Genomic DNA, 19,106 nt, shown 5'->3' with positions numbered 1-19,106 from the left:
GGCGCCATCCCTCAGCTGATCGGGTCCGTGCCGAGCGTGCGCTCACCGATCATGAGCACCTGTGCCTGCATCTGCTGGGCGACGATCCCCGGGTCGACGGCCGCGTCGGTGATGACGGCGAGGCGCGAGCCGTCACCGGCGCCGCGCACGAAGAGGAACCCGCCGTCGAACTCCACGACGACCTGCCGCAGGCGGTCGCCCGCCCCGAACTCGCGCCCCATGCTCATGCCGAGGGCGACGAGCCCGGCGCAGGCGGCCGCGACCTTGTCGGCGGTGTCGGGGTCCGTGTCGTCGGTCCGGACCTTGACCAGCCCGTCCGAGCTGAGCACGACGGCATGCTGCACGCCGCGCACCTGGGCCACGAGGTCGAGCATCCAGCTGTCGGGGTCTTCGGTCCCGGGTGGTGTCGTGCCGGTGGTCTGGCTGGTCATCTGTCCTCCGAGGTCCCGTCCGTCGCGACGGACGGCTCATGGGTGTCAGGGTCGTCCTGCGAGGCTGCGGCCGCCGTCGCCGCGAAGAACGCGCCGATCCAGGCTCCCGCCTCCTGCGCGGTCTGGTCGGGGGGCGACGTGTCCGGTGTCGCCGGTCGTGGTGCCATCTGCGGCAGGCCCCGCTCGACCGTTGGTGGGTGGGCCGTCGTCGCGCGCCTGGACCGGCGCTGCGGCAGGAGCGGTGCGCCGGCCGGCGTGGCGAGGGAGGACGGCCGCCCCTGGACCGACGGCCTCTCCCCGCTCGGGGTCGTGTTCCGCAGTGCACGCTCGGCGACGCCCTGCAGCGCGTCGCCAGGTGGCACGTCGTCAGCGTCGCGCGTCTCCCAGGCGTCGTCGACGCTCGGTGCGAGCACCTCGGGAGCGGTCTCGGCAACCTCGGTCAGAGCGCCGGGGACCATCACGACAGCGCGCAGGCCCCCGTACACCGACTCGGTGATGTCGACACGCAGATCGAGGAATCGTGCGTAGGTGCCGACGACGGCGAGTCCCGTCTGCGGCACCTCCCCCAGGTCGGCGATACCCACCGCACGCTCCCCGGAGGCGACGGCTCGGACCCGCCCGAGCTCACGCGGGTCCATGCCCACGCCGCAGTCGTCGATCTCGATGACCGCGCCGCGCTGCACCTGCCGGATGACGACGAGCACCTGCGTGTTCGGCGGCGAGCACTGGGTGGCGTTGGCGAGGAGCTCCGCGACGACGTGCACGAGCGGCTCGACCGCACGCCCGACGATCGCCAGCCCCGGGTCGCCGGAGACGTCGACACGCTGGAACGCGGTGATCCGACCCGCCGCAGCCTTCACCACGTCCGGCAGCGGCAGGTCGTCCTCCCAGGTCTGCCCGGGACGGCGCCCGCACAACGCGACCAGGCTCTGCGCCTGCCGCGCGTGCTGGGCCGCGGCGTGGTCGATGCGCATGGAGCTCTGCAGCACGTCCGGGTCGGACGTGTGCCGCTGGACCATCCGCGCCGCCTCCTCCTGGATGCGGTGCGCCGAGGACTGGACCTTGCGGCTCAGCGCGACGACAGCCGTCTCCACGGCCCCTCGCTGGTTGGCGCGCGCCTCCTGCTCGGCGGTCAGCGCCGCCGTCGTGTCCTGCAGCGCCTGCGCCGTCTCGTGGAGACGGGCGACGAGGTCGTCGCGCTCGACGGCCAACGCCTGGAAGGCCGCGTCCTCGCGCCGAGCGGTCCGGGCCAGCAGGACGGCGGCACTCACGGGCAGGGCGACGGCGGCCGCACCGAGGGCCCAGACGCCCCACGGCGGTGCGGACGCACCGACCACCGGGAAGGCCGCCACGCACAGGACCATGCCGGCGACGCAGAGCCACGGCATCACGCGCCCTGTCGCAGGGGGCCGGACCGGGGTCGTCGTTCTCACCGCACCTCCATCGGTCATGAGGTCGGGTCGGAGGGCATCGTGCACAGGCCGCGCGAACGCGACCTTCTCCGTGAACCCGCTGGAAGGTCTGAAGCGGGCAACGAAGCCCTGACCAGGTGTTTCTACCACAGCGTTCACCCGGGTGAAAGAGACACGGCCGAGGGCCGGGTTCTTGTCGGCCGGCCCGTCGCACCCCCGGGTTAGGGTCCTGGCCATGAGTGCCGACTCCTTGCTGAGGACCCCCGACGACCCCACCGTCACCACCACGGACCTGTACCGCTGGCTGGAGGACGTCTCGGGGGACGATGCCCTGGCATGGGTGCGGGCGCGCAACGACGAGGCCCACTCCGCCCTCGGCGGGGACGACCTCGCCACGACCGAGGTGGCGCTGCGGGAGGTGCTCGACTCCGACGACCGCATCCCGGACGTCTCACGGATCGGTGACCACCTGTACAACTTCTGGCGTGACGCCGAGCACGAGCGCGGGCTGTGGCGGCGCACCACGCTCGAGTCCTACCGGACGGCCTCCCCCCGATGGGAGACGGTGCTCGACCTGGACGAGCTCGCCACCACCGAGGGCGAGTCGTGGGTGTGGCACGGCGCCTCGGTGCTGCGACCGACCCCGGAGCAGCTCGCGGCGGGCGAACCCTGGCGCCGGGCGCTGGTGGACCTCTCCCCCGGCGGCTCGGACGCGGACGTCACCCGCGAGTTCGACCTCGTCGACAAGCGCTTCGTCCCGGTGGCCGACGGTGGGTTCTCCCGGCCGCTGGCCAAGGGCGGCCTCGCCTGGGCCGACGAGGACACCGTGTACGTGTTCACCGACTTCGGCCCCGGCACGACGACGCCGTCCGGCTACCCGCGGATCGTCAAGCTGTGGCGCCGCGGCACGCCGCTGGAGGACGCGGCCGTGGTCTACGAGGGCACGGACGAGGACATGTACATCACGGGCCGCCGGTCCCGTACGCCGGGGTTCGAGCGAGACGTCGTGCGTCGCTCGATCGCGTTCTACCGATCGGAGACCTACCTGGTGCGGGCGGTCGGCACACCCGCCCAGGAGCTCGAGCGCGTCGACGTGCCCCACTCCGCCGAGGTCGGTTTCCACCGCGAGTGGCTGCTGGTCGAGCTGCGCGAGGACTGGACCGTGGCGGGCCGCACGTATCCCGGCGGCTCCCTCCTGGCTACGCCCGTGGACGCGTTCCTCGCCGGGTCGCGCGACCTCACCGTCCTGTTCGCGCCGACACCCGCCACCTCGCTGGTCGGTGCGACCTGGACGCGGCACCACCTCGTGGTCAACGTGCTCGACGACGTCAAGAACGCCGTGCACGTCCTCACACCACCCGACCTCACCGCCGGCGACGACCCGGCCGACGCGTGGCTGCGGTCCGAGCTGCCGGTCGGCGGCGAGCTGCTCACGGTCGGCGTGCGTGCCGTCTCCCCGGTAGACAGCGATGACGTGTGGGTGACCAGCAGCGGCTACCTGTCCCCGTCCACCCTCGCGCTCGCCACCGTCGTCGGCCCCGAGGGCGACCCGGCCGACCCCGAGCCGCTCAAGGCGGCTCCCGCCTTCTTCGACGCGACCGGGATGGTCGCCGAACAGCACTTCGCCACGTCCGACGACGGCACCCGCGTGCCGTACTTCGTCGTGGGCCGCGAGGACCTCGTCCGCCCGGCCGGGCCGGCGGAGCACGGCGCCGCCCCCACCTTGCTGTACGCCTACGGCGGCTTCGAGATCCCCCTGCTGCCCGGCTACTCCGGCACGGCAGGCCGCGCCTGGCTCGCGCGCGGCGGCGTGCACGTCGTGGCGAACATCCGCGGCGGCGGGGAGTACGGCCCGCGCTGGCACCAGGCCGCGCTGCGACAGAACCGGCACCGTGCGTACGAGGACCTGGCCGCCGTCGCCCGCGACCTGGTGGCGCGCGGGATCACCCGCCCCGAGCACCTCGGCGTGCAGGGTGGGTCCAACGGCGGGCTGCTCGCCGGCAACATGCTCACGCAGTACCCCGAGCTGTTCGGCGCCGTCGTGATCCAGGTACCGCTGCTCGACATGCAGCGGTACTCGCACCTGCTCGCCGGAGCCTCGTGGGTGGCGGAGTACGGCGACCCCGACGTCGCCGAGGACTGGGAGTTCCTGCGGACGTTCTCGCCCTATCACCTGTTCGACGCGGACCGCGAGTACCCGCCGGTGCTGTTCACCACGTCCACCAAGGACGACCGCGTCCATCCCGGGCACGCCCGCAAGATGGCGGCGCGGATGCTCGCGGCCGGCAAGGACGTGACGTACTACGAGAACATCGAGGGCGGCCACGGCGGGGCGGCGAACAACGCCCAGGCCGCCCACATGTCGGCGCTCGCCTGGACGTTCCTGCGCCGATGGCTGGCCTGAGCCCGCCCGGCGTGGACCGCCGTCCTCAGAGCACGCGGTGCATGACGTGCAGGCCGACCAGGCCTCGCGCGGGATGGTCGAACGCCTCTGGCACCGTCGCGAGGACCTCGAACCCGAGCGAGCGCCAGAGGCGCACAGCGCGCTCGTTCGTCTCGACCACGGCGTTGAACTGCATCGCCCGGTAGCCGTCCGCCTTCGCCCCCTCGAGCACCGCCTCGGCGAGCGCACGGCCCACACGGCGCCCCGCGGCCTCCTGCCCGACGACGAAGCTCGCGTTCGCCACGTGGGCACCCGCACCGGGATGGTTGGGCAGGTACTTCGCGATGCCGAGCACCTCACCGGTGACGTCGTCGACCGCGACGAGGACCCGGGCGGGCACGGGCAGCATCCAGGCCGTCCGCGCCTCGTCCTCGGTGATGTCGCGCGGGTAGGTATAGGTCTCCCCCGCCCGCAACGCCGGTTCCAGCACCCGCCAGATGCCGGACCAGTCGTCCGCAGTCGCCTCACGGACCCGGGTCGAGGTGCTCACACCGGGAGACTACCCGCGTCGAGAACCCGTGCCGTGGGACGCCGCCGTTCGGCAGGCGCCGCGGACCTCACCATTCCTCAGCCGCCGCTCGCACCCGCTCCGCGTCCGCTCGGTAGGTGCTCATCAGGTCCCCGGTCACCCGGCGGTGCCAGTCGTAGAACCACAGAGCGTGCTCCGCGAGCTGGAGGAGGAAGGCTCGACGCTCGACCCGCACCGTGGTGTCCCTGACCGTGAGGAGAACCCGTCCCGGCTCACGCCGGGGCACGCGAGCACAGATCGGCATCGATTGGTCCGGGAAGATGTGTTCGGCGCCTCCCTCGTCCACCAGGTCCAGACCGACCTGTACGAGCGTGTGCCAGAGCTGGTCGACATAGTCCCACTCGCGCGGACCGAACAGCGGCGTACCGCCGATCGACAGCTCCAGGTACCCCTCGGTCCAGATCCTCTCGTCCACCGGGAGCCCGAGGAAGTAATCCCGAGCCTCCGCCTCCTGCGTCACGAGGTCGATCCCGTAGTGCGCGGGACGAGCGACGAGATCCTCGAGATCGAGGACCGGCCGTCGCAGGTAGAAGGTACGCACGACCCACCGCTCCCACGCGGGGACGGCGTTCACCCCCGCCCGCTCGAGGGAGTCAGCGCGCTCAGGCGGCCGCACGCTCGGCGAGCGACTCCGCGACCCGGCCCAGGTTGGCGATCCCGGCCCGGTGGGCATCGACGCTCGCCGGTTCCGTGCGGGGCGCCGCGAGCAGCGTGAGAGCCCCCAGGCCTGCGGCCGGCAACCCGATCCGACGCCACGGCTCGGCCACGAGCTGGGCCAGCTCACCGAGCTGAGCACCTGCACACTGCGAGACCGTGGCGGGCGGCAGGCCGGCCCAGAGCGCCACCTCCCGCTCGGTCGCTCGGGCGACCAGCTCCCACGCCCGCTCGTTCCAGCCGCCCGGACCGACCGCCGACAGGTCCAGCCCGATCCCGTCGGCCCCGGCCAGCACGACGGGTGGGATGCCCACCCAGGTGCCGCCGAGGTGCACCACGGCCGTCGCGCCGACGTCGTGCACGGCCTGGATCACCGGGCGCAGGCCCTCGACCACCTCGGGTCCGTCGACTCCGCGGATCCGCGAGTAGCCGGAGAACGTGGGCAGCACGCCCGCATGCACCTGCCCCAGCAGGGGCTCGGCGAGCTGGACCACGACCTCGGCGCCGGGCACCTGGCCAAGCACCTCGGCCACGTGCTCGCGCAGGCCCGTCGCGAGCGCCAGCGCCAGGTCGGCTCGCGCACCGGCGTCGGCCAGCACCCGGTCGCCGCGGGCCGACCACAGCTCGGCGGCGAGGGTCCACGGTCCCGTGACCTCGACGGCCAACGGACCCGCGTACCCGTAGGCGGCGATGGCCAGCGCCCCGAGGTCCTCGCGGAGGAAGGCCCGCGCACGACGTTCGTCCGCACCCGGGCGGTCGGTGAGCTTCCAGCCGTGCGGACCGAGCTCGGCGGGCATCTCGGCCAGGAGGGTCGCGGTGCGACCTGTCGAGGCGGCCCCGGGACCGCGCTCCGTGAGCTGGGCGAGGAACGGGACGGCGTCGACGCCGGTCGGCAGGTCCGCCAGGTCCCCGAGGACGGTCTGCTGCGCCTCGAGCACGTCCCGCTCGCCACCCGGCCACGGTCCGTGGCCGCTGACCGCCGTCACGCCTGCCCCACCCGGAAGGTCGGTCCGAGGGCGCGCCCGCTGCGGGGGCTGTCGGGCGCCGATGTCTCACGGAACGTGGTCGAGGTGCTCACATCGGGAGACTACCTGCGATACCGACCCGCACCGTCGGTCACCTCGGTGCCGCTCACCATGCCAGCGCTGCCGCGCGGACTCGCTCCGCGTCTTCCCGATAGGTGGTCATCGGGTCACCCGTGACCCGACGGTGCCACTCGTAGAACCACAGGGCGCTCTCCGCGAGCTGGAACAGGAAGAGTTTGCGCTCCAGACGAACCGTGGTGTCCACCACCGTGAAGAGAACCTGTTTCGGGTCGCCCTCAGGAACACGAGCACAGATCGGCATCGACTGGTCGGGAAACACGTGATCGGCCGATCCCTCGTCGATCAGATCGAGACCGACCTGCACCAGAATGTGCCAGATCTGGTCCACATAGTCCCACTCCCGCGGCCCGAACAGGCGGGTGCCACCGATCGAGAGCTCAAGATACCCCTCGGCCCAGATCCGTTCGTCGGCCGGCAGGCTGAGGAAGTAGTCCCGAGCCTCCTCCTCCTGCGTCACGAGATCGATCCCGTAGGCGGCCGGACGGGCCACGAGATCCTCAAGGTCATAGACCATCCGCCGAAGGTAGAAGGTGCGCACCTCCCACCGCTCCCACTCAGGGACGACGATCGCGGCCCGTTCAGCACCGGGCCTGGGGCCCTGACTGCTGACCGCCGTCATGCGCGGACCGGCGCACCGGCCGGCGCGTCACGCCAGGCACGGGTGACGGTGGCCTGGCCGAGCACCTGCGTCCCGCGGTAGACGACGACCGACTGCCCCGCCGCGACGCCACGCAACGACTCGCCGAGACGGACCTCCAGGCCGTCCGTGCCGCCGTCGGCCCCTGAGGCAGCCGCGGCCCGAACCTGTGCCGGGACCGCCCGGCCGTGGGCCCTGATCTGTACCTCGCACGTGGTCCAGTCGACCGTGGGCGGAGCGAGCCAGACGGCTTTGTCCCCCGCGATGCGGTCCACGCTCAACAGCTCGGCAGGGCCGACGACGACGGTGTTCGAGCCCGTGTCCACGTCGACGACGTACCGGGCCTTGCCGTCCGCTGCCGGCCGGCCGAGGCCGAGGCCCTTGCGCTGGCCGACCGTGTAGGCGTACGCCCCCTGGTGCTCCCCCACGACGTTGCCGTCGGTGTCGCGCACCTGCCCGGGCTGCTCCCCGAGGCGTGAGCGCAGGAATCCGCGGGTGTCGCCGTCGGCCACGAAGCAGATGTCGTAGGAGTCCGGCTTCGCGCTGACCGAGAGCCCACGCCGTTCGGCCTCCGCCCGCACCTCGTCCTTGGTGGCGAACCCTCCGAGCGGGAACAGCGACCGCTCCAGGCGCTCCGGCCCCATGACCGCCAGCACGTAGGACTGGTCCTTGGCATCGTTCGGCGAGCGGTGCAGCTCACGGGTGCCGTCCCCGGCGGTCTCGATCCGCGCGTAGTGACCGGTGGCGACGGCGTCGAAGCCGAGCGCGGTCGCCTTGTCCAGCAGCGCCTCGAACTTGATGTGCTCGTTGCAGCGCACGCACGGGTTCGGGGTGCGGCCCGCGGAGTACTCGGACAGGAAGTCTGCGACGACCGTCTCCTCGAAGGTCTCGGACAGGTCCCACACGTAGTACGGGATGCCGAGCACGTCGGCGGCGCGGCGCGCGTCCCCCGCGTCCTCGATGGAGCAGCAGCCGCGCGAGCCGGTGCGGAACTGGTCGCGGTTGCGGCTCAGGGCCATGTGGACGCCGACGACGTCGTGGCCCGCCTCGACGGCGAGCGCTGCGGCGACGGCGGAGTCGACCCCGCCGGACATGGCGGCGAGCACCCTCATGCGACACCTCCTGGTCGTGCCGCGACGAGACCCGCGGCCCGGGCGCGGTCGGCCACCACGGGCAGCGCCGCGAGGAGCCGGTCGACGTCGTCGCGGGTGGACGTGGCTCCGAGCGAGAACCGCAGCGCCCCGCGGGCGTCCGTCTCACTGACCCCCATGGCCAGCAGCACGTGGCTGGGCTGTGGCACACCGGCCTGGCACGCCGACCCGGTGGACGCCTGGACCCCGGCGGAGTCCAGCAGATAGAGCAGCGAGTCGCCCTCGGCGCCCGGGAACGTGAAGTGCGCGTTGGCGGGTAGGCGAGCGGGTGGGTCGGACGGCCCGCCGGCCGCCGGGTCGGGGCCACGCAGCACGGCGTCGGGCACCACGCGGCGCACACCGGCGACGAGCTCGTCGCGCAGCGTGGACAGGACGGCGGCGCGCTCCTCGCGGGACGCGACCGCCTCGCGCAGGGCGACGGCGAACGCGCGGATCGCGGCGACGTCGAGCGTGCCGGACCGCACGCCACGCTCCTGGCCGCCGCCGTGCGAGACGGCCTCGAGCGGCAGGTCGCGCCGGGCGAGCAGCGCGCCGACGCCCACCGGCCCGCCCAGCTTGTGGCCGGTCACGGTCAGGGCGTCGACGCCGGAGGCGGCGAAGTCGACCTCGACCTGCCCCACGGCCTGGACAGCGTCCGTGTGCACGGGCACGCCGTGCTTGTGAGCGATCCGGGCCACGTCGCGGACGGGCTGGACGGTGCCGACCTCGTTGTTGGCCCACATGACGGAGACCAGCGCGACCTCGTCCGCGTGGGCGGCCAGCTCGGCACGCAGGGCGTCGAGGTCGACCCGACCCTCGCCGTCGACCGGCAGCAGGGTGATCTCCGCCCCGGCGTGGCCGGCCAGCCAGAAGGCCGGGTCCAGCACGGCGTGGTGCTCCACGGCGGAGACCAGCACACGGGTCCGCTGCGGGTTCTGCGTGCGACGCCCCCAGAAGATGCCCTTGACCGCCAGGTTGTCCGCCTCGGTACCCCCGCCGGTGAAGATCACCTCGCTGGGGCGGGCGCCGAGCGCGGCCGCGACCGTCTCCCTGGACTCCTCCACGGTGCGGCGCGCGGCCCGGCCCGCCGAGTGCAGGGACGAGGCGTTCCCGGTCCGGCCGGCCTCGGCGACGAAAGCCTCGAGCGCCGCCGACGACATGGGTGTCGTGGCGGCATGATCGAGGTAGGCGCCGGGCGCCTCGGCGGGTGTCACGGTCATCAAGTCTACGAACCACGCCGAGTGCGGTTCTCATCCCGCCCGTCGACACCCGGCTACCTCGGTGGGCTGTCAGCTGCGGAACTGCTCACCCGGCTCGGGGAGGAAGGAAGCGTGGTTCTTCGAGCCCTTGCCCCTGCCGCCGCGGCCAGGAGGGAACGGCCCCGGTCCGGAGTGCTTGCCGCCCTTGCCCGGCTTCTCGCCGGCGCCGGCGGGGAACACCTGGACGGTCGACGGACGGGGTCCGCGCCATGCGCCGGCCGGCACCTCCTCACCCTCGGCGAGGTAGTCGGGGAAGTACGACGTCTGGGCGGCGAAGGACCCGTCGTCGCCCGGGTGCTGGACGTTGACGTACGCCATCGAGTCGCGGACGTCGACGAGCGGACCGCAGGTCTCCGCGCTGCGGGGCACCGAGAGGAACTGCTCCACCCGACCGCGCTGCCTCCCGTCGAGCGTGACCTTGAACAACCCGTCGCACTTCTGGATGCTCGACGGCTGGCCGTCGGTGGAGATCCACAGGTTGCCGTCGGTGTCGAAGGCGACGTTGTCCGGGCAGGAGATCGGCGAGACCTTGTCGGCCGGGAAGCCCGAGAAGTAGGCCGTGTCGTCGACCTCGGGGTCACCGCACACGATGAGCAGGTTCCACGTGAAGGTCGTCGCCGTCTGGTCGCCGCCGTCCTCGATCATCTCGACGATGTGACCGTGCCGGTTGGAGCCGCGCGGGTTGGCCTCGTCCGCCGGGGCGTTCGTGCCGGTACCGCGGTCGGAGTTGTTGGTGCACGCCACGTAGACGCGTCCGGTGAAGGGGTTCGGCTCGACGTCCTCGGGACGGTCCATCTTGGTGGCTCCGACGGCGTCCGCCGCCAGGCGGGTGAACACCAGCACCTCGGCGAGCGACATGCCGTCCACCTGCGACTCGCCGTCGAGCACGAGCGGCAGCCACTCGCCGGTGCCGTCGAACGCGCCGTCGGAGGGCAGCGCACCGGAGCCGTCGATCTCCCCGGCGGAGTTTCCCTCGAAGCGTGCGACGTACAGGTCGCCCTCGCTGAGCAGCGTCTTGTTGAACGCCCGGGCCTCGGCGCTGTTGCCGGGACGCATCGCGTGCTTCGAGACGAACTTGTACACGTAGTCGAACCGCTCGTCGTCGCCCATGTACGCGACCACTTGCTTGTTCTTCGCGAGGATGACGTTCGCACCCTCGTGCTTGAACCGGCCCATCGCCGTGTGCTTCACGGGCGCCGCGTCCGGGTCGTACGGGTCGAGCTCGACCATCCAGCCGAAGCGGTGGTTCTCGTTCTCGTAGCCGGGGTTGTTGCCGTCGAAGCGCGGGTCGTCGTTCTCCCAGCCGTACCTCGTGGCGGCATCGCGCAGGCCGTAGCGTGCGTCGCGCGGGTCTGCCCCGTTGACGCGCAGGTAGCCGTGGAAGTTCTCCTCGCCGGAGAGCACCGTGCCCCACGGCGTGGTGCCTCCCGCACAGTTGTTCAGGGTGCCCCGCACGCGGGTCCCGGTCGGGTCCTCCACCGTGCGCATCAGCTCGTGCCCCGCGGCAGGTCCGTCGATGACGAACTCGGTGTCCATGTGCACCCGGCGGTTCCGGGACGCGATCCGCTCGTAGGTCCAGGGCGTCCCCTCCTTGCGGCGCGTGACCTCCACGATCGACATGCCGTGTGCCGCACGCTCGATCGCCCGGCGCGTCGCGGCGTCGTAGGACCCGTCGAACATGATGCCGGGGTTGGTGTACTCGTGGTTGGCGACCAGCAGCCCGCGGGTCCCGCGACGGGTCTCCACCATCGAGGTGATGTGCTTCGGGTCGTCGGGGAGGATGTCGAGGTAGTCGCAGTTGTAGCCGAACTGCTTGGCCTGCTTCTCCGGGGTCTGGGCCGCGGCGTCGAAGGCCCGCCCTCCCGGCAGGATCGGGTCGCCCCAGCGGATGATGGGCGACCACTCGTACCCCTCGGGCACGACGAGGTCGTCGATCGCCATCGGCTGCGGCTGGATCGCGCCGAAGGCCAGTCCCTTGCCCGGCTTGCCGGGCTTGCCGGCTGCGGTCGCAGGCTGGGCGCCGACCACCTCGGCGCCCGCGACGACGACGGCCGCGGCGGCGGCCATCCCGCCCAGCATCACGCGGCGGCTCAGCGCCTTGGACGCGACGTCGCGGAAGTACTCGTTGGCGCTGAGGTTCGGCGCGGGGTGGGCGCAGGCATCGGCGCACTTGTAGCGGCAGGTCGCGGCCGCGCGCTTGCCGCGCGCATAGTGCGGGCCGACGGTGAGCGGCAGGGTCGGGCGGGACTCGGGGGCGATCGTCATCGGGCACTCCAGGATCGGGACCGGGGGGCGCGACCGATGCTAGGAACGTTCGATGGACGCCGCGCGTCGTGGGGCCGTCGCCTCGGTAAACACCCGATGACCGGCGGGCTCGCCAGTCAGCCGAGCGACCCGACCCACTCGCTGGAGCCGTCCGTGAAGCCCTGCTCCTTCCAGATCGGCACCTCGGCCTTGAGCTCCTCGATCAGCTCGCTCGCGCACGTGAACGCGGCCTGGCGGTGGCCGGAGGCGACGGCGACGACGACGGCGACGTCACCGATGGCGAGGTCACCCACCCGGTGCACGACGGCGGCACGCACGGTGTCGCCGGTCGCGGCGGCCGTGCGTCGGGCCACCCGTTCGGCGACCGCGGCCAGCACGGCGGCGGCGTCCGGGTGCGACTCGTAGCGCAGCGTGGTCACCCCGCGGCCCTCGTCGTGGTCGCGGACGTGACCGACGAACGTGGCGACGGCCCCGCACGCGTCGTCGCGGACTTCGTCGCTGAGCCGTGCCAGGGCGTCGTCGAGCGAGGCCTCAACCACGTCAGCACGCACGACCGTGACGTGCCCCGCTCGCGCGGTAGTACCTCCGGTCGCGTGGTCGTGCCCCGCGGGTACTTCCTCGAGTCCCGAGGTACTACCGCGCGGGCCGGGGTGGGGGTGGTCGCCGCCGCGGAGCTGGTCGACGGCGTGCGGCAGGACGTCGACGAGCGCGTCGAGCCCGTCGATCACACCCCCGACGGAGCCCGGCAGGTTGACGATGAGCGTGCCCCCCGCCACCCCGGCGGTTCCCCGTGACAGCGCGGCCCCGGGAACGGCCTTCTTCCCCGGGTCCGTGGGGGCCAGCGACCGGGCCCGTACCAGCTCGGCGATCCCCGGCACCTCGCGCTCCAGCACGGCGCGCGTCGCCTCGGGGGTCGCGTCCGACGGCGCGAGCCCGGTCCCGCCGGAGGTGACGATCACGTCCGGGGCGACGCCGTCGTCCCCGTCGAGCAGGTCGAGCAACGCCTCGCGGACGGGTTCGCCGTCGGGCACCACGCGCACCGGCAGCACCTCCCAGCCGCGGTCGGTGAACCACGCAGCGGCGGCCGGCCCGGAGCGGTCCGGGTAGACGCCCGCGGCGGCGCGGTCGGAGGCGACGACGACGACGGCCCTCACGCGCGCTCCTCGCCGCGGACCCAGTCGCCGGACTTGCCGCCCGACTTCGCGACGACCTCGATGTCCGTGAGCACCGCAGCCTTGTCGACGGCCTTGATCATGTCGTAGAGCGTCAGCCCCGCGACCGTGACGGCCGTGAGCGCCTCCATCTCGACGCCGGTGCGACCCGTCGTGCGGACGGTCGCGACGATCTCGACGGCCTCGCGACCCGGAATGATCTCGAGGTCCACGCCGGACAGCGGCAGGGGGTGGCACAGCGGCACGAGGTCCGGGGTGCGCTTGGCGCCCATGATCCCGGCGATCCGGGCCGTGGCGATCGCCTCGCCCTTCGGCAGGTCGCCGGACGCGATCCGCTCGACGACGTCGGTGCGGGTGCGCAGCACACCGCGGGCGGTGGCCTGGCGCTTGGTGACATCCTTGGCGGAGACGTCGACCATGTGGGCCGCGCCGTCGTCGCGGTAGTGGGACAGGTCGCTCATCGGATCTCCCAGTAGTCGATGTCGTCGCCCTCTTCGAGGTGCGCGACACCGGGTGGCACGTGCACGAGGAGCGTAGCCGCCGCGAGGTGGGCCAGGAGGTGGGACCCGGGACCGCCCACCATGACGACGCGGCCGCGATCGTCGAGACGGCCGCGGCGCACCTGGTGCAACGCGGGCGGAGAGTCGAGGGGCTCTGCGAGAGGGGCGCGGCCACCTGCCCGGTGGGCCGGGGCGGCTCCCGTGGCCGCCGCGAGCGCAGGCCGCAGGAACAGCTCGAAGGAGACCAACGCGCTGACCGGGTTGCCGGGGAACGCGACGAGCGGCGCCTCGCGCGGTGCCGCCGGGTCACCGAGTGCGACGGTGCCGAGACCCTGGGGCCCGCCGGGCTGGACGGCGACGTGCCCGAACCAGGCGTCGGTGAGGGTCTGGCGCACCACCTCGTAGGCGCCGGCGGAGACCCCGCCGCTGGTGACCACGAGCGCGACGTCGTCGGGCGCCTCGGCCAGGACTCGGCGGAGTGCCGCCGGATCGTCCGGCACCACCCGGTGGGTGACGCGGGCCCCGACCGTCGCGAGGCCGGCCGCCAGCGCGGCGCCGTTGGCGTCATAGACCTGAGCGTCCCCGAGCGGGCCACCGGCAGGCACGAGCTCGGAGCCGGTCGAGAGCAGCAGCACATGCGGCGGCGCGGCCAGCTCGATCGTGTCCACGCCTGCCGCGACGAGTACACCGAGCTGGGCCGCGCCGAGCGGCGTCCCGGCATGGACCACAACATCGCCCGTGCCCACGTCGGACCCGCGGCGGCGCACGAAGGACCCGGGTACGACAGAGGCGTGGAACCGCACGGTGGCTCGCGAGTCCTCGAAGGAGGGGAACTGCGGCGGGTCGGCGTCCTCGATCTTCACCACCGCGTCCGCGCCGGCGGGGATCGGCGCTCCCGTCATCACCGGTGCGGCGGAGCCCGGAGGCAGCGGAGGCGGCTGCGTTCCGGCGGGCACCGGGGCGACGACGCGCAGCTCGGCAGGTGCACCGGCGACGGCGGCGACGAGGTCCGCCGCCCGCACTGCGTACCCGTCCATCTGGGAGTTGTCGAAGCCGGGCAGGTCGACAACTGCCGTCGCGTCACGCGCCAGGACCCGCGGCGCCCACCGCGCTCCGGCGGCGGCGGTCAGCAACACCGCCGGCTCGGCCGTCGTCCTGCGCCGCCGACCCACCGCCAGTGCGCGCCCCACCAGGGCGGCGACCATCTCCGCGTGTTCGGCCACAGGCCGTCGGGTCGTCTCGTGGTGCACGCGAGTCAGCCTACGGGGGCCCGCGAGAGCGGCGGGAGGACTCCCGGCCGGCTCGCTCCACCTCATCCGTGCGGAATCGAGGTGAGGCCCTCGGCGTACGCACCGCTACGCCGTCGAGGAACGCCGTCGTGACCCGCAGGAACGCCTCGGGCGCGTCGCGACGCACGAAGTAACGCGGCTCCCTCGACGACGGCGACCCGCGCGCCGTGCGTGGCGAGCATGCGCCGATGCTCAGGCGTCGTTCCCACGTCCGGCCGGTCGCCGGTCACCACGTGGACGGGAGTCCCGGCCTCCGAGAGCGCGGCGAGGAGGTCGGGCCACGGCGAGGTGGGGATGACGTGGTTCAGGGCACTCATTCGGCCCCCGCATGGTGCGTCGTCGTCATCGACCCCCATGATCCTCGCCCCTCGGGCGAGGACCGTCCTGAAAGCGGTGTCATCTTCGTTCAGCCGACCAGGCGGTTCCGACCGGACCCGGAGCCGACCGTACCAGTGGAGAGTCAGGGATGCCAGACCTCAGAAGATAACGGAACGCGCTTTCATTTCTTTCTTGACAGCGTTCCGTGGAGGTTCTAGCGTGCGGTGCGCAACGTCAGCACAACCCGTCTTCGACGAAGAAGAGAGGTTGACCGTGAGATCCCGTGAGCACCCCAGGGCGTCGGCGCCCTGTCTCCGGAACGGAGGTGCGCCCTGATGAGCACCTCTGTCGAGCCTCCGCGCGAGGTCGCGGCGACGGCGGCCGCGAGCCGGGCGACCCAGCGCGGGGCCCGCGGCTCTCGAGCCTCGAACCGCAGCTCCATCCGGGGCCGCGACTACGGGCTGGTCATCCTGGCCGCCCCCGCGGTCATCCTGCTCGCGGTCTTCGCCTACGGCCCGATGGCCGGGCTCGTGGTCGCCTTCCAGGACTTCAACGTGGCGGACGGGGTCTTCGGATCCCCCTGGACCGGACTCGACAACTTCGAGTTCTTCTTCACCTCGGGCAACGCGGGCCGGATCATGTGGAACACGCTGTTCCTCAACATCCTCTTCCTGGGCGCGACGCTCGGCTCGGGCGTCCTGCTCGCACTCATGCTCAACGAGATCCGCGGCCGGGTGACGAAGCGCCTGTTCCAGTCGGTGATCTTCATCCCCTACTTCGTCTCGCCGATCGTCGTGAGCATCTTCCTGCAGGCCTTCCTCGCCGGGCCGGGCGGCCGGGGCGGGCTGGTCAACGACTTCTTCGCCGTCTTCTCGCTGCCTGAGGTGTCGTGGTACACCCAGCCCGGCCCCTGGCCGTGGATACTCACGTTCGTCAAGGTCTGGCAGCTCGGCGGCTACATGAGCGTGATCTTCCTCGCGGCCATCACGGCGATCCCCGAAGAGGTCTACGAGGCCGGGGTCATCGACGGCGCGAGCCGAGCGCAGATGGCGCTGCGGATCACGACGCCGTTGCTCAAGCCCACGGCTGCCATCCTGCTCGTCCTCGGCGTGGGACGGATCTTCTACGGCGACATCGGCACCATCTACGCGATCGTCGGCGACAACGGAACCCTCTTCGAGACCACCGACGTCATCGACACCTACGTGTTCCGCGCGCTGCGCACCTACGGCGACTTCGGCACGACGGCCGCGATCGGGTTGTTCCAGTCGATCGTCGGGTTCGTGCTCGTCGTGATCGCCACCCTTGTCCAGCGGCGCTACGCGAGAGAGACGGCGATCCTGTGACCAGCATCGATGCCCCGGTCGCGCCAGCACTACGGCCTGCGACCCTCCCCGCAGCACCCGTCGGCCGACGACGACGGCGCACGCGGCCCGAACCGTTCACCGTCGCCAGCTACGTCGGTGTGAGCTTCTTCGGCCTGATCTGCGCCGTCCCGTTCTGGATGGTCATCGCCGGCTCACTCACAGACGAGAGCGTGCTGTCCCAGACGGGGTACTCGTTCTGGCCGTCCCCGTTCTCCCTCGCCGCCTACGAGACGATCTTCGCCGGTTCGCGAGTATGGCTCTCCTACGGCGCCACGCTCTTCATCACGGTGGTGGGCACCACCATCGCCGTCGCCGCGACGTCAGGCATCGCCTGGGTCATCGCCAGGGGACTGCCGTGGGCCAGCCGCTCCCTGGCCGTCTACGCCTACATCCCGATGCTCTTCACGGGCGGCCTCGTGCCGATGTACATCCTCATCACGCAGGTCCTGCAGCTCCGCAACTCATGGTTCTCGGTCATCCTGCCGCTCGTCATCGCGCCGTTCCTCGTGTTCGTCCAGGTGAGCTTCTTCCGCGGCACACCGCAGGAGATCCTCGACGCCGCCCGGATCGACGGCGCCGGAGAGCTTCGCGTCTTCTTCCAGATCGTGCTGCCTCTGTCGAAGCCGGTGATCGCGGTCATCGCGCTCTTCTACGCGGTGACCTTCTGGAACGAGTGGTTCCACGCCTTGCTGTTCATCAGCGAGCCGGACAAGTACCCCCTCCAGCTGGTGCTGCAGAACCTCATCACCAGCGTCGCGAACGCCGCTGATCTCGGCAGCACGGCGTCCGCTCCCGTCTACCAGATCCGCCTGGCCATGACGGTCATCACGATCGGTCCGATCCTCCTGGCCTATCCCTTCGCCCAGCGCTACTTCGTCAAGGGCCTGACGCTCGGCGCCACCAAGGGCTGAGCCCGTTCGACCGTCTGTCCCACCCATGAGAGGAAGCATCATGACTCCGATCCTCGACGGCGCCGCACCGGCGCGGCCCGTCTCTCGGCGCTCGTTCCTGGCAGGCTCCGGCGGTGTGCTGGCCGCCGCCGCCCTCGCAGCATGCAGCCCGGGCGCCGGCAGCGCCGGCACGACCTACGACCTGCTGCTGCCCGGCGACGTCCCCGCCCAGTGGGACCGCGTCCGCGGCCTGGTGAACGCCAAGCTCAAGGCCGACCTCGGTTTCGAGTTCTCCCCCGAGTTCATCAACTGGACCAACTACTCATCGCAGGCCCTGCTGAAGTTCACGGCCGGCGAGGACTTCCAGACGGCGTTGTCGGCACGCTGGCTCAACATCGCCCAGCTCATCGAGTCCCAGGCGCTGGAGCCGCTGGACGATGCCCTGGCGAGCGGCGACTACCCCCACCTCGTGGCGAGCGTCAACCAGGACGCCTTCGACGCCAACCGGTGGCCCGACGGCGCGATCTACGGCATCCCCGCCGTGAACAGTGCGGCCCGGATCCACCACCACATCGCCCGCGGAGACCTCGTCGACAAGTACGCGGGCGGGAGCATCGAGAACTTCGACCAGCTCGAGAAGTTCTGGTACGACGTCGTGCAGAAGGAAGGCATCCCCGGCTACATCAACCGGAACTCGCCGTTCGACGTCCTCGGCGCGCCGACCGGTGCGCTCTACGCCCAGGGGTGGGAGACACCCGACCTCCTGCCGCTGTACTTCTCGAGCGACTCGCTCATGTTCGTGCCCGCGCAGGACGCCGCGACGACAGGGTCGACGAACGCGGTCCCGTTCTGGGAGCACGCCCCGTACCGCGAGTCGCTGCACCGGGTCCGCAAGTACTACCAGGACGGCATCATCAACGCCGACCGGCTCAACGCCGACCCGGCCACCCTCAAGTCGCAGTTCGACGGCGGCGGGGCAGCGACCACGTGGGGGATCACGGACGGCCTCGACACCGCGGGCCACCTCGACCAGCTCGAGAAGGCGGTGCCGGGCGCCACGCTCATGACCCTGCTGCCGTTCCGGGACGGCCAGTCCACCAGGCCCCACCAGACGTTCCAGGCCGACAATCTCGTGGTGGTCAACGCCGCCGGCGCGGACACCGCGGCCGCGCTGCAGCTCCTGGACTGGGTGTCCATCCAGGAGAACCACGACCTGCTGCAGTACGGCGAGGAGGGTACCGACTGGGAGCCTGTCGGTGACGACGCCTACGAGCCCATCGGCGACTACGCGAACTTCCCCGGCTTCGCGCTGAGCTGGCGCATCCCGCTCGAGCGCAAGTACTCCCGGATGTCGGAGTCGGAGTCGAGCTGGTTCGAGTGGTCGAAGGACTACAACAACTTCACGCTCGACCCGTTCGCCTCCTTCATCCCGGACCTCACGGAGATCGAGACGGAGCACGCCCAGATCACCGCGGCCGTCGCGGAGTTCGGCAACCCGCTGTTCGCCGGCGCCGTCGAGGTGGACAAGGGGCTCGACAAGCTCAAGAAGGCCGTCGACCAGGCGGGGCTCGCCAAGGTCCAGGACGAGCTGAACAGGCAGGCGGACGCCCACCTGGCCGGTTCCTAGCACGTCCACCAGAGCGTTCCCGGGGCCGCCGTCAAGCTCGCCGGCCCTGGGAACGTCCGTCCCTCCCGTGAAAGGAA

Annotated in this window: 17 protein-coding genes; 4 read left to right on the top strand and 13 right to left on the bottom strand. The window is 71.9% G+C overall.

What is annotated here, in order from left to right; genetic code table 11:
• Nucleotides 1-11: 11 nt before the first annotated feature.
• On the bottom strand, nt 12-431 hold the full coding sequence (locus PZC42_RS17945) for a roadblock/LC7 domain-containing protein (RefSeq protein WP_277212996.1): 420 nt from the start codon (nt 429-431) through the stop codon (nt 12-14).
• Nucleotides 428-1,864 carry an ATP-binding protein gene (locus PZC42_RS17940; protein WP_277212995.1) on the bottom strand — a complete coding sequence of 479 codons (1,437 nt, stop codon included), beginning with the start codon at nt 1,862-1,864 and terminating at the stop codon, nt 428-430. Before PZC42_RS17940 ends, PZC42_RS17945 begins: the two co-directional genes overlap by 4 nt.
• A 214-nt stretch (nt 1,865-2,078) precedes the next feature.
• Between PZC42_RS17940 and PZC42_RS17935 the strand changes: the two genes are divergently transcribed.
• Complete coding sequence (locus PZC42_RS17935) at nt 2,079-4,247, top strand: prolyl oligopeptidase family serine peptidase (RefSeq protein ID WP_277212994.1); 2,169 nt, start codon at nt 2,079-2,081, stop codon at nt 4,245-4,247.
• Between the two features lie 25 nt (nt 4,248-4,272).
• Here PZC42_RS17935 and PZC42_RS17930 read toward each other — a convergent pair whose 3' ends face one another.
• The 11 genes from PZC42_RS17930 to PZC42_RS17880 form a co-directional block, all read right to left on the bottom strand.
• Nucleotides 4,273-4,776, bottom strand: a complete 504-nt coding sequence (locus PZC42_RS17930) for a GNAT family N-acetyltransferase (protein ID WP_277212993.1) — start codon at nt 4,774-4,776, stop codon at nt 4,273-4,275.
• A gap of 67 nt (nt 4,777-4,843) precedes the next feature.
• Complete coding sequence (locus PZC42_RS17925; RefSeq protein WP_277212992.1) at nt 4,844-5,389, bottom strand: hypothetical protein; 546 nt, start codon at nt 5,387-5,389, stop codon at nt 4,844-4,846.
• Between the two features lie 28 nt (nt 5,390-5,417).
• Nucleotides 5,418-6,455: a uroporphyrinogen decarboxylase/cobalamine-independent methonine synthase family protein gene (locus PZC42_RS17920; RefSeq protein WP_277212991.1), complete on the bottom strand. Its 1,038-nt coding sequence runs from the start codon at nt 6,453-6,455 to the stop codon at nt 5,418-5,420.
• Between the two features lie 145 nt (nt 6,456-6,600).
• The gene (locus PZC42_RS17915) at nt 6,601-7,194 is read right to left on the bottom strand and encodes a hypothetical protein (RefSeq protein ID WP_277212990.1); all 594 of its coding nucleotides are present in this window, start codon (nt 7,192-7,194) and stop codon (nt 6,601-6,603) included.
• Nucleotides 7,191-8,324, bottom strand: coding sequence for a tRNA 2-thiouridine(34) synthase MnmA (gene mnmA / locus PZC42_RS17910; RefSeq protein WP_277212989.1), 1,134 nt, complete (start codon nt 8,322-8,324; stop codon nt 7,191-7,193). The genes PZC42_RS17915 and mnmA overlap by 4 nt, the downstream gene beginning before the upstream one ends.
• The gene (locus tag PZC42_RS17905; protein WP_277212988.1) at nt 8,321-9,562 is read right to left on the bottom strand and encodes a cysteine desulfurase family protein; all 1,242 of its coding nucleotides are present in this window, start codon (nt 9,560-9,562) and stop codon (nt 8,321-8,323) included. The genes mnmA and PZC42_RS17905 overlap by 4 nt, the downstream gene beginning before the upstream one ends.
• A gap of 69 nt (nt 9,563-9,631) precedes the next feature.
• Nucleotides 9,632-11,866 carry a PhoX family protein gene (locus PZC42_RS17900; RefSeq protein ID WP_277212987.1) on the bottom strand — a complete coding sequence of 745 codons (2,235 nt, stop codon included), beginning with the start codon at nt 11,864-11,866 and terminating at the stop codon, nt 9,632-9,634.
• Nucleotides 11,867-11,982: 116 nt separating this feature from the next.
• Entirely contained in the window at nt 11,983-13,020 is a 1,038-nt protein-coding gene (locus PZC42_RS17895) for a molybdenum cofactor biosynthesis protein MoaE (RefSeq protein WP_277212986.1), read from the bottom strand.
• Nucleotides 13,017-13,499 carry a cyclic pyranopterin monophosphate synthase MoaC gene (gene moaC, locus PZC42_RS17890; RefSeq protein ID WP_277212985.1) on the bottom strand — a complete coding sequence of 161 codons (483 nt, stop codon included), beginning with the start codon at nt 13,497-13,499 and terminating at the stop codon, nt 13,017-13,019. Before moaC ends, PZC42_RS17895 begins: the two co-directional genes overlap by 4 nt.
• A complete protein-coding gene (locus tag PZC42_RS17885) occupies nt 13,496-14,788 on the bottom strand; it encodes a molybdopterin molybdotransferase MoeA (RefSeq protein ID WP_277212984.1) in 1,293 nt (430 codons plus the stop codon). Before PZC42_RS17885 ends, moaC begins: the two co-directional genes overlap by 4 nt.
• 62 nt (nt 14,789-14,850) lie before the next feature.
• Nucleotides 14,851-15,144 (bottom strand): hypothetical protein, encoded by a 294-nt coding sequence (locus PZC42_RS17880; RefSeq protein WP_277212983.1) that lies wholly within the window; start codon nt 15,142-15,144, stop codon nt 14,851-14,853.
• Between the two features lie 336 nt (nt 15,145-15,480).
• Here PZC42_RS17880 and PZC42_RS17875 point away from each other — a divergent pair, with 336 nt between their 5' ends.
• From PZC42_RS17875 to PZC42_RS17865, 3 genes are read left to right on the top strand one after another with little or no spacing between them, the layout of a single operon-like run.
• Nucleotides 15,481-16,491 (top strand): ABC transporter permease, encoded by a 1,011-nt coding sequence (locus PZC42_RS17875; protein WP_277212982.1) that lies wholly within the window; start codon nt 15,481-15,483, stop codon nt 16,489-16,491.
• Complete coding sequence (locus tag PZC42_RS17870; protein ID WP_277212981.1) at nt 16,488-17,423, top strand: carbohydrate ABC transporter permease; 936 nt, start codon at nt 16,488-16,490, stop codon at nt 17,421-17,423. Before PZC42_RS17875 ends, PZC42_RS17870 begins: the two co-directional genes overlap by 4 nt.
• Before the next feature lie 40 nt (nt 17,424-17,463).
• Complete coding sequence (locus PZC42_RS17865) at nt 17,464-19,029, top strand: ABC transporter substrate-binding protein (RefSeq protein ID WP_277212980.1); 1,566 nt, start codon at nt 17,464-17,466, stop codon at nt 19,027-19,029.
• The last annotated feature ends 77 nt before the right edge of the window (nt 19,030-19,106 follow it).

It is taken from the genome of Isoptericola croceus (assembly GCF_029382255.1).
GTDB lineage: Bacteria > Actinomycetota > Actinomycetes > Actinomycetales > Cellulomonadaceae > Isoptericola > Isoptericola croceus.
Note: the sequence above shows the minus strand (reverse complement) of the source record. Positions and strands in the feature narration are given on the sequence as shown.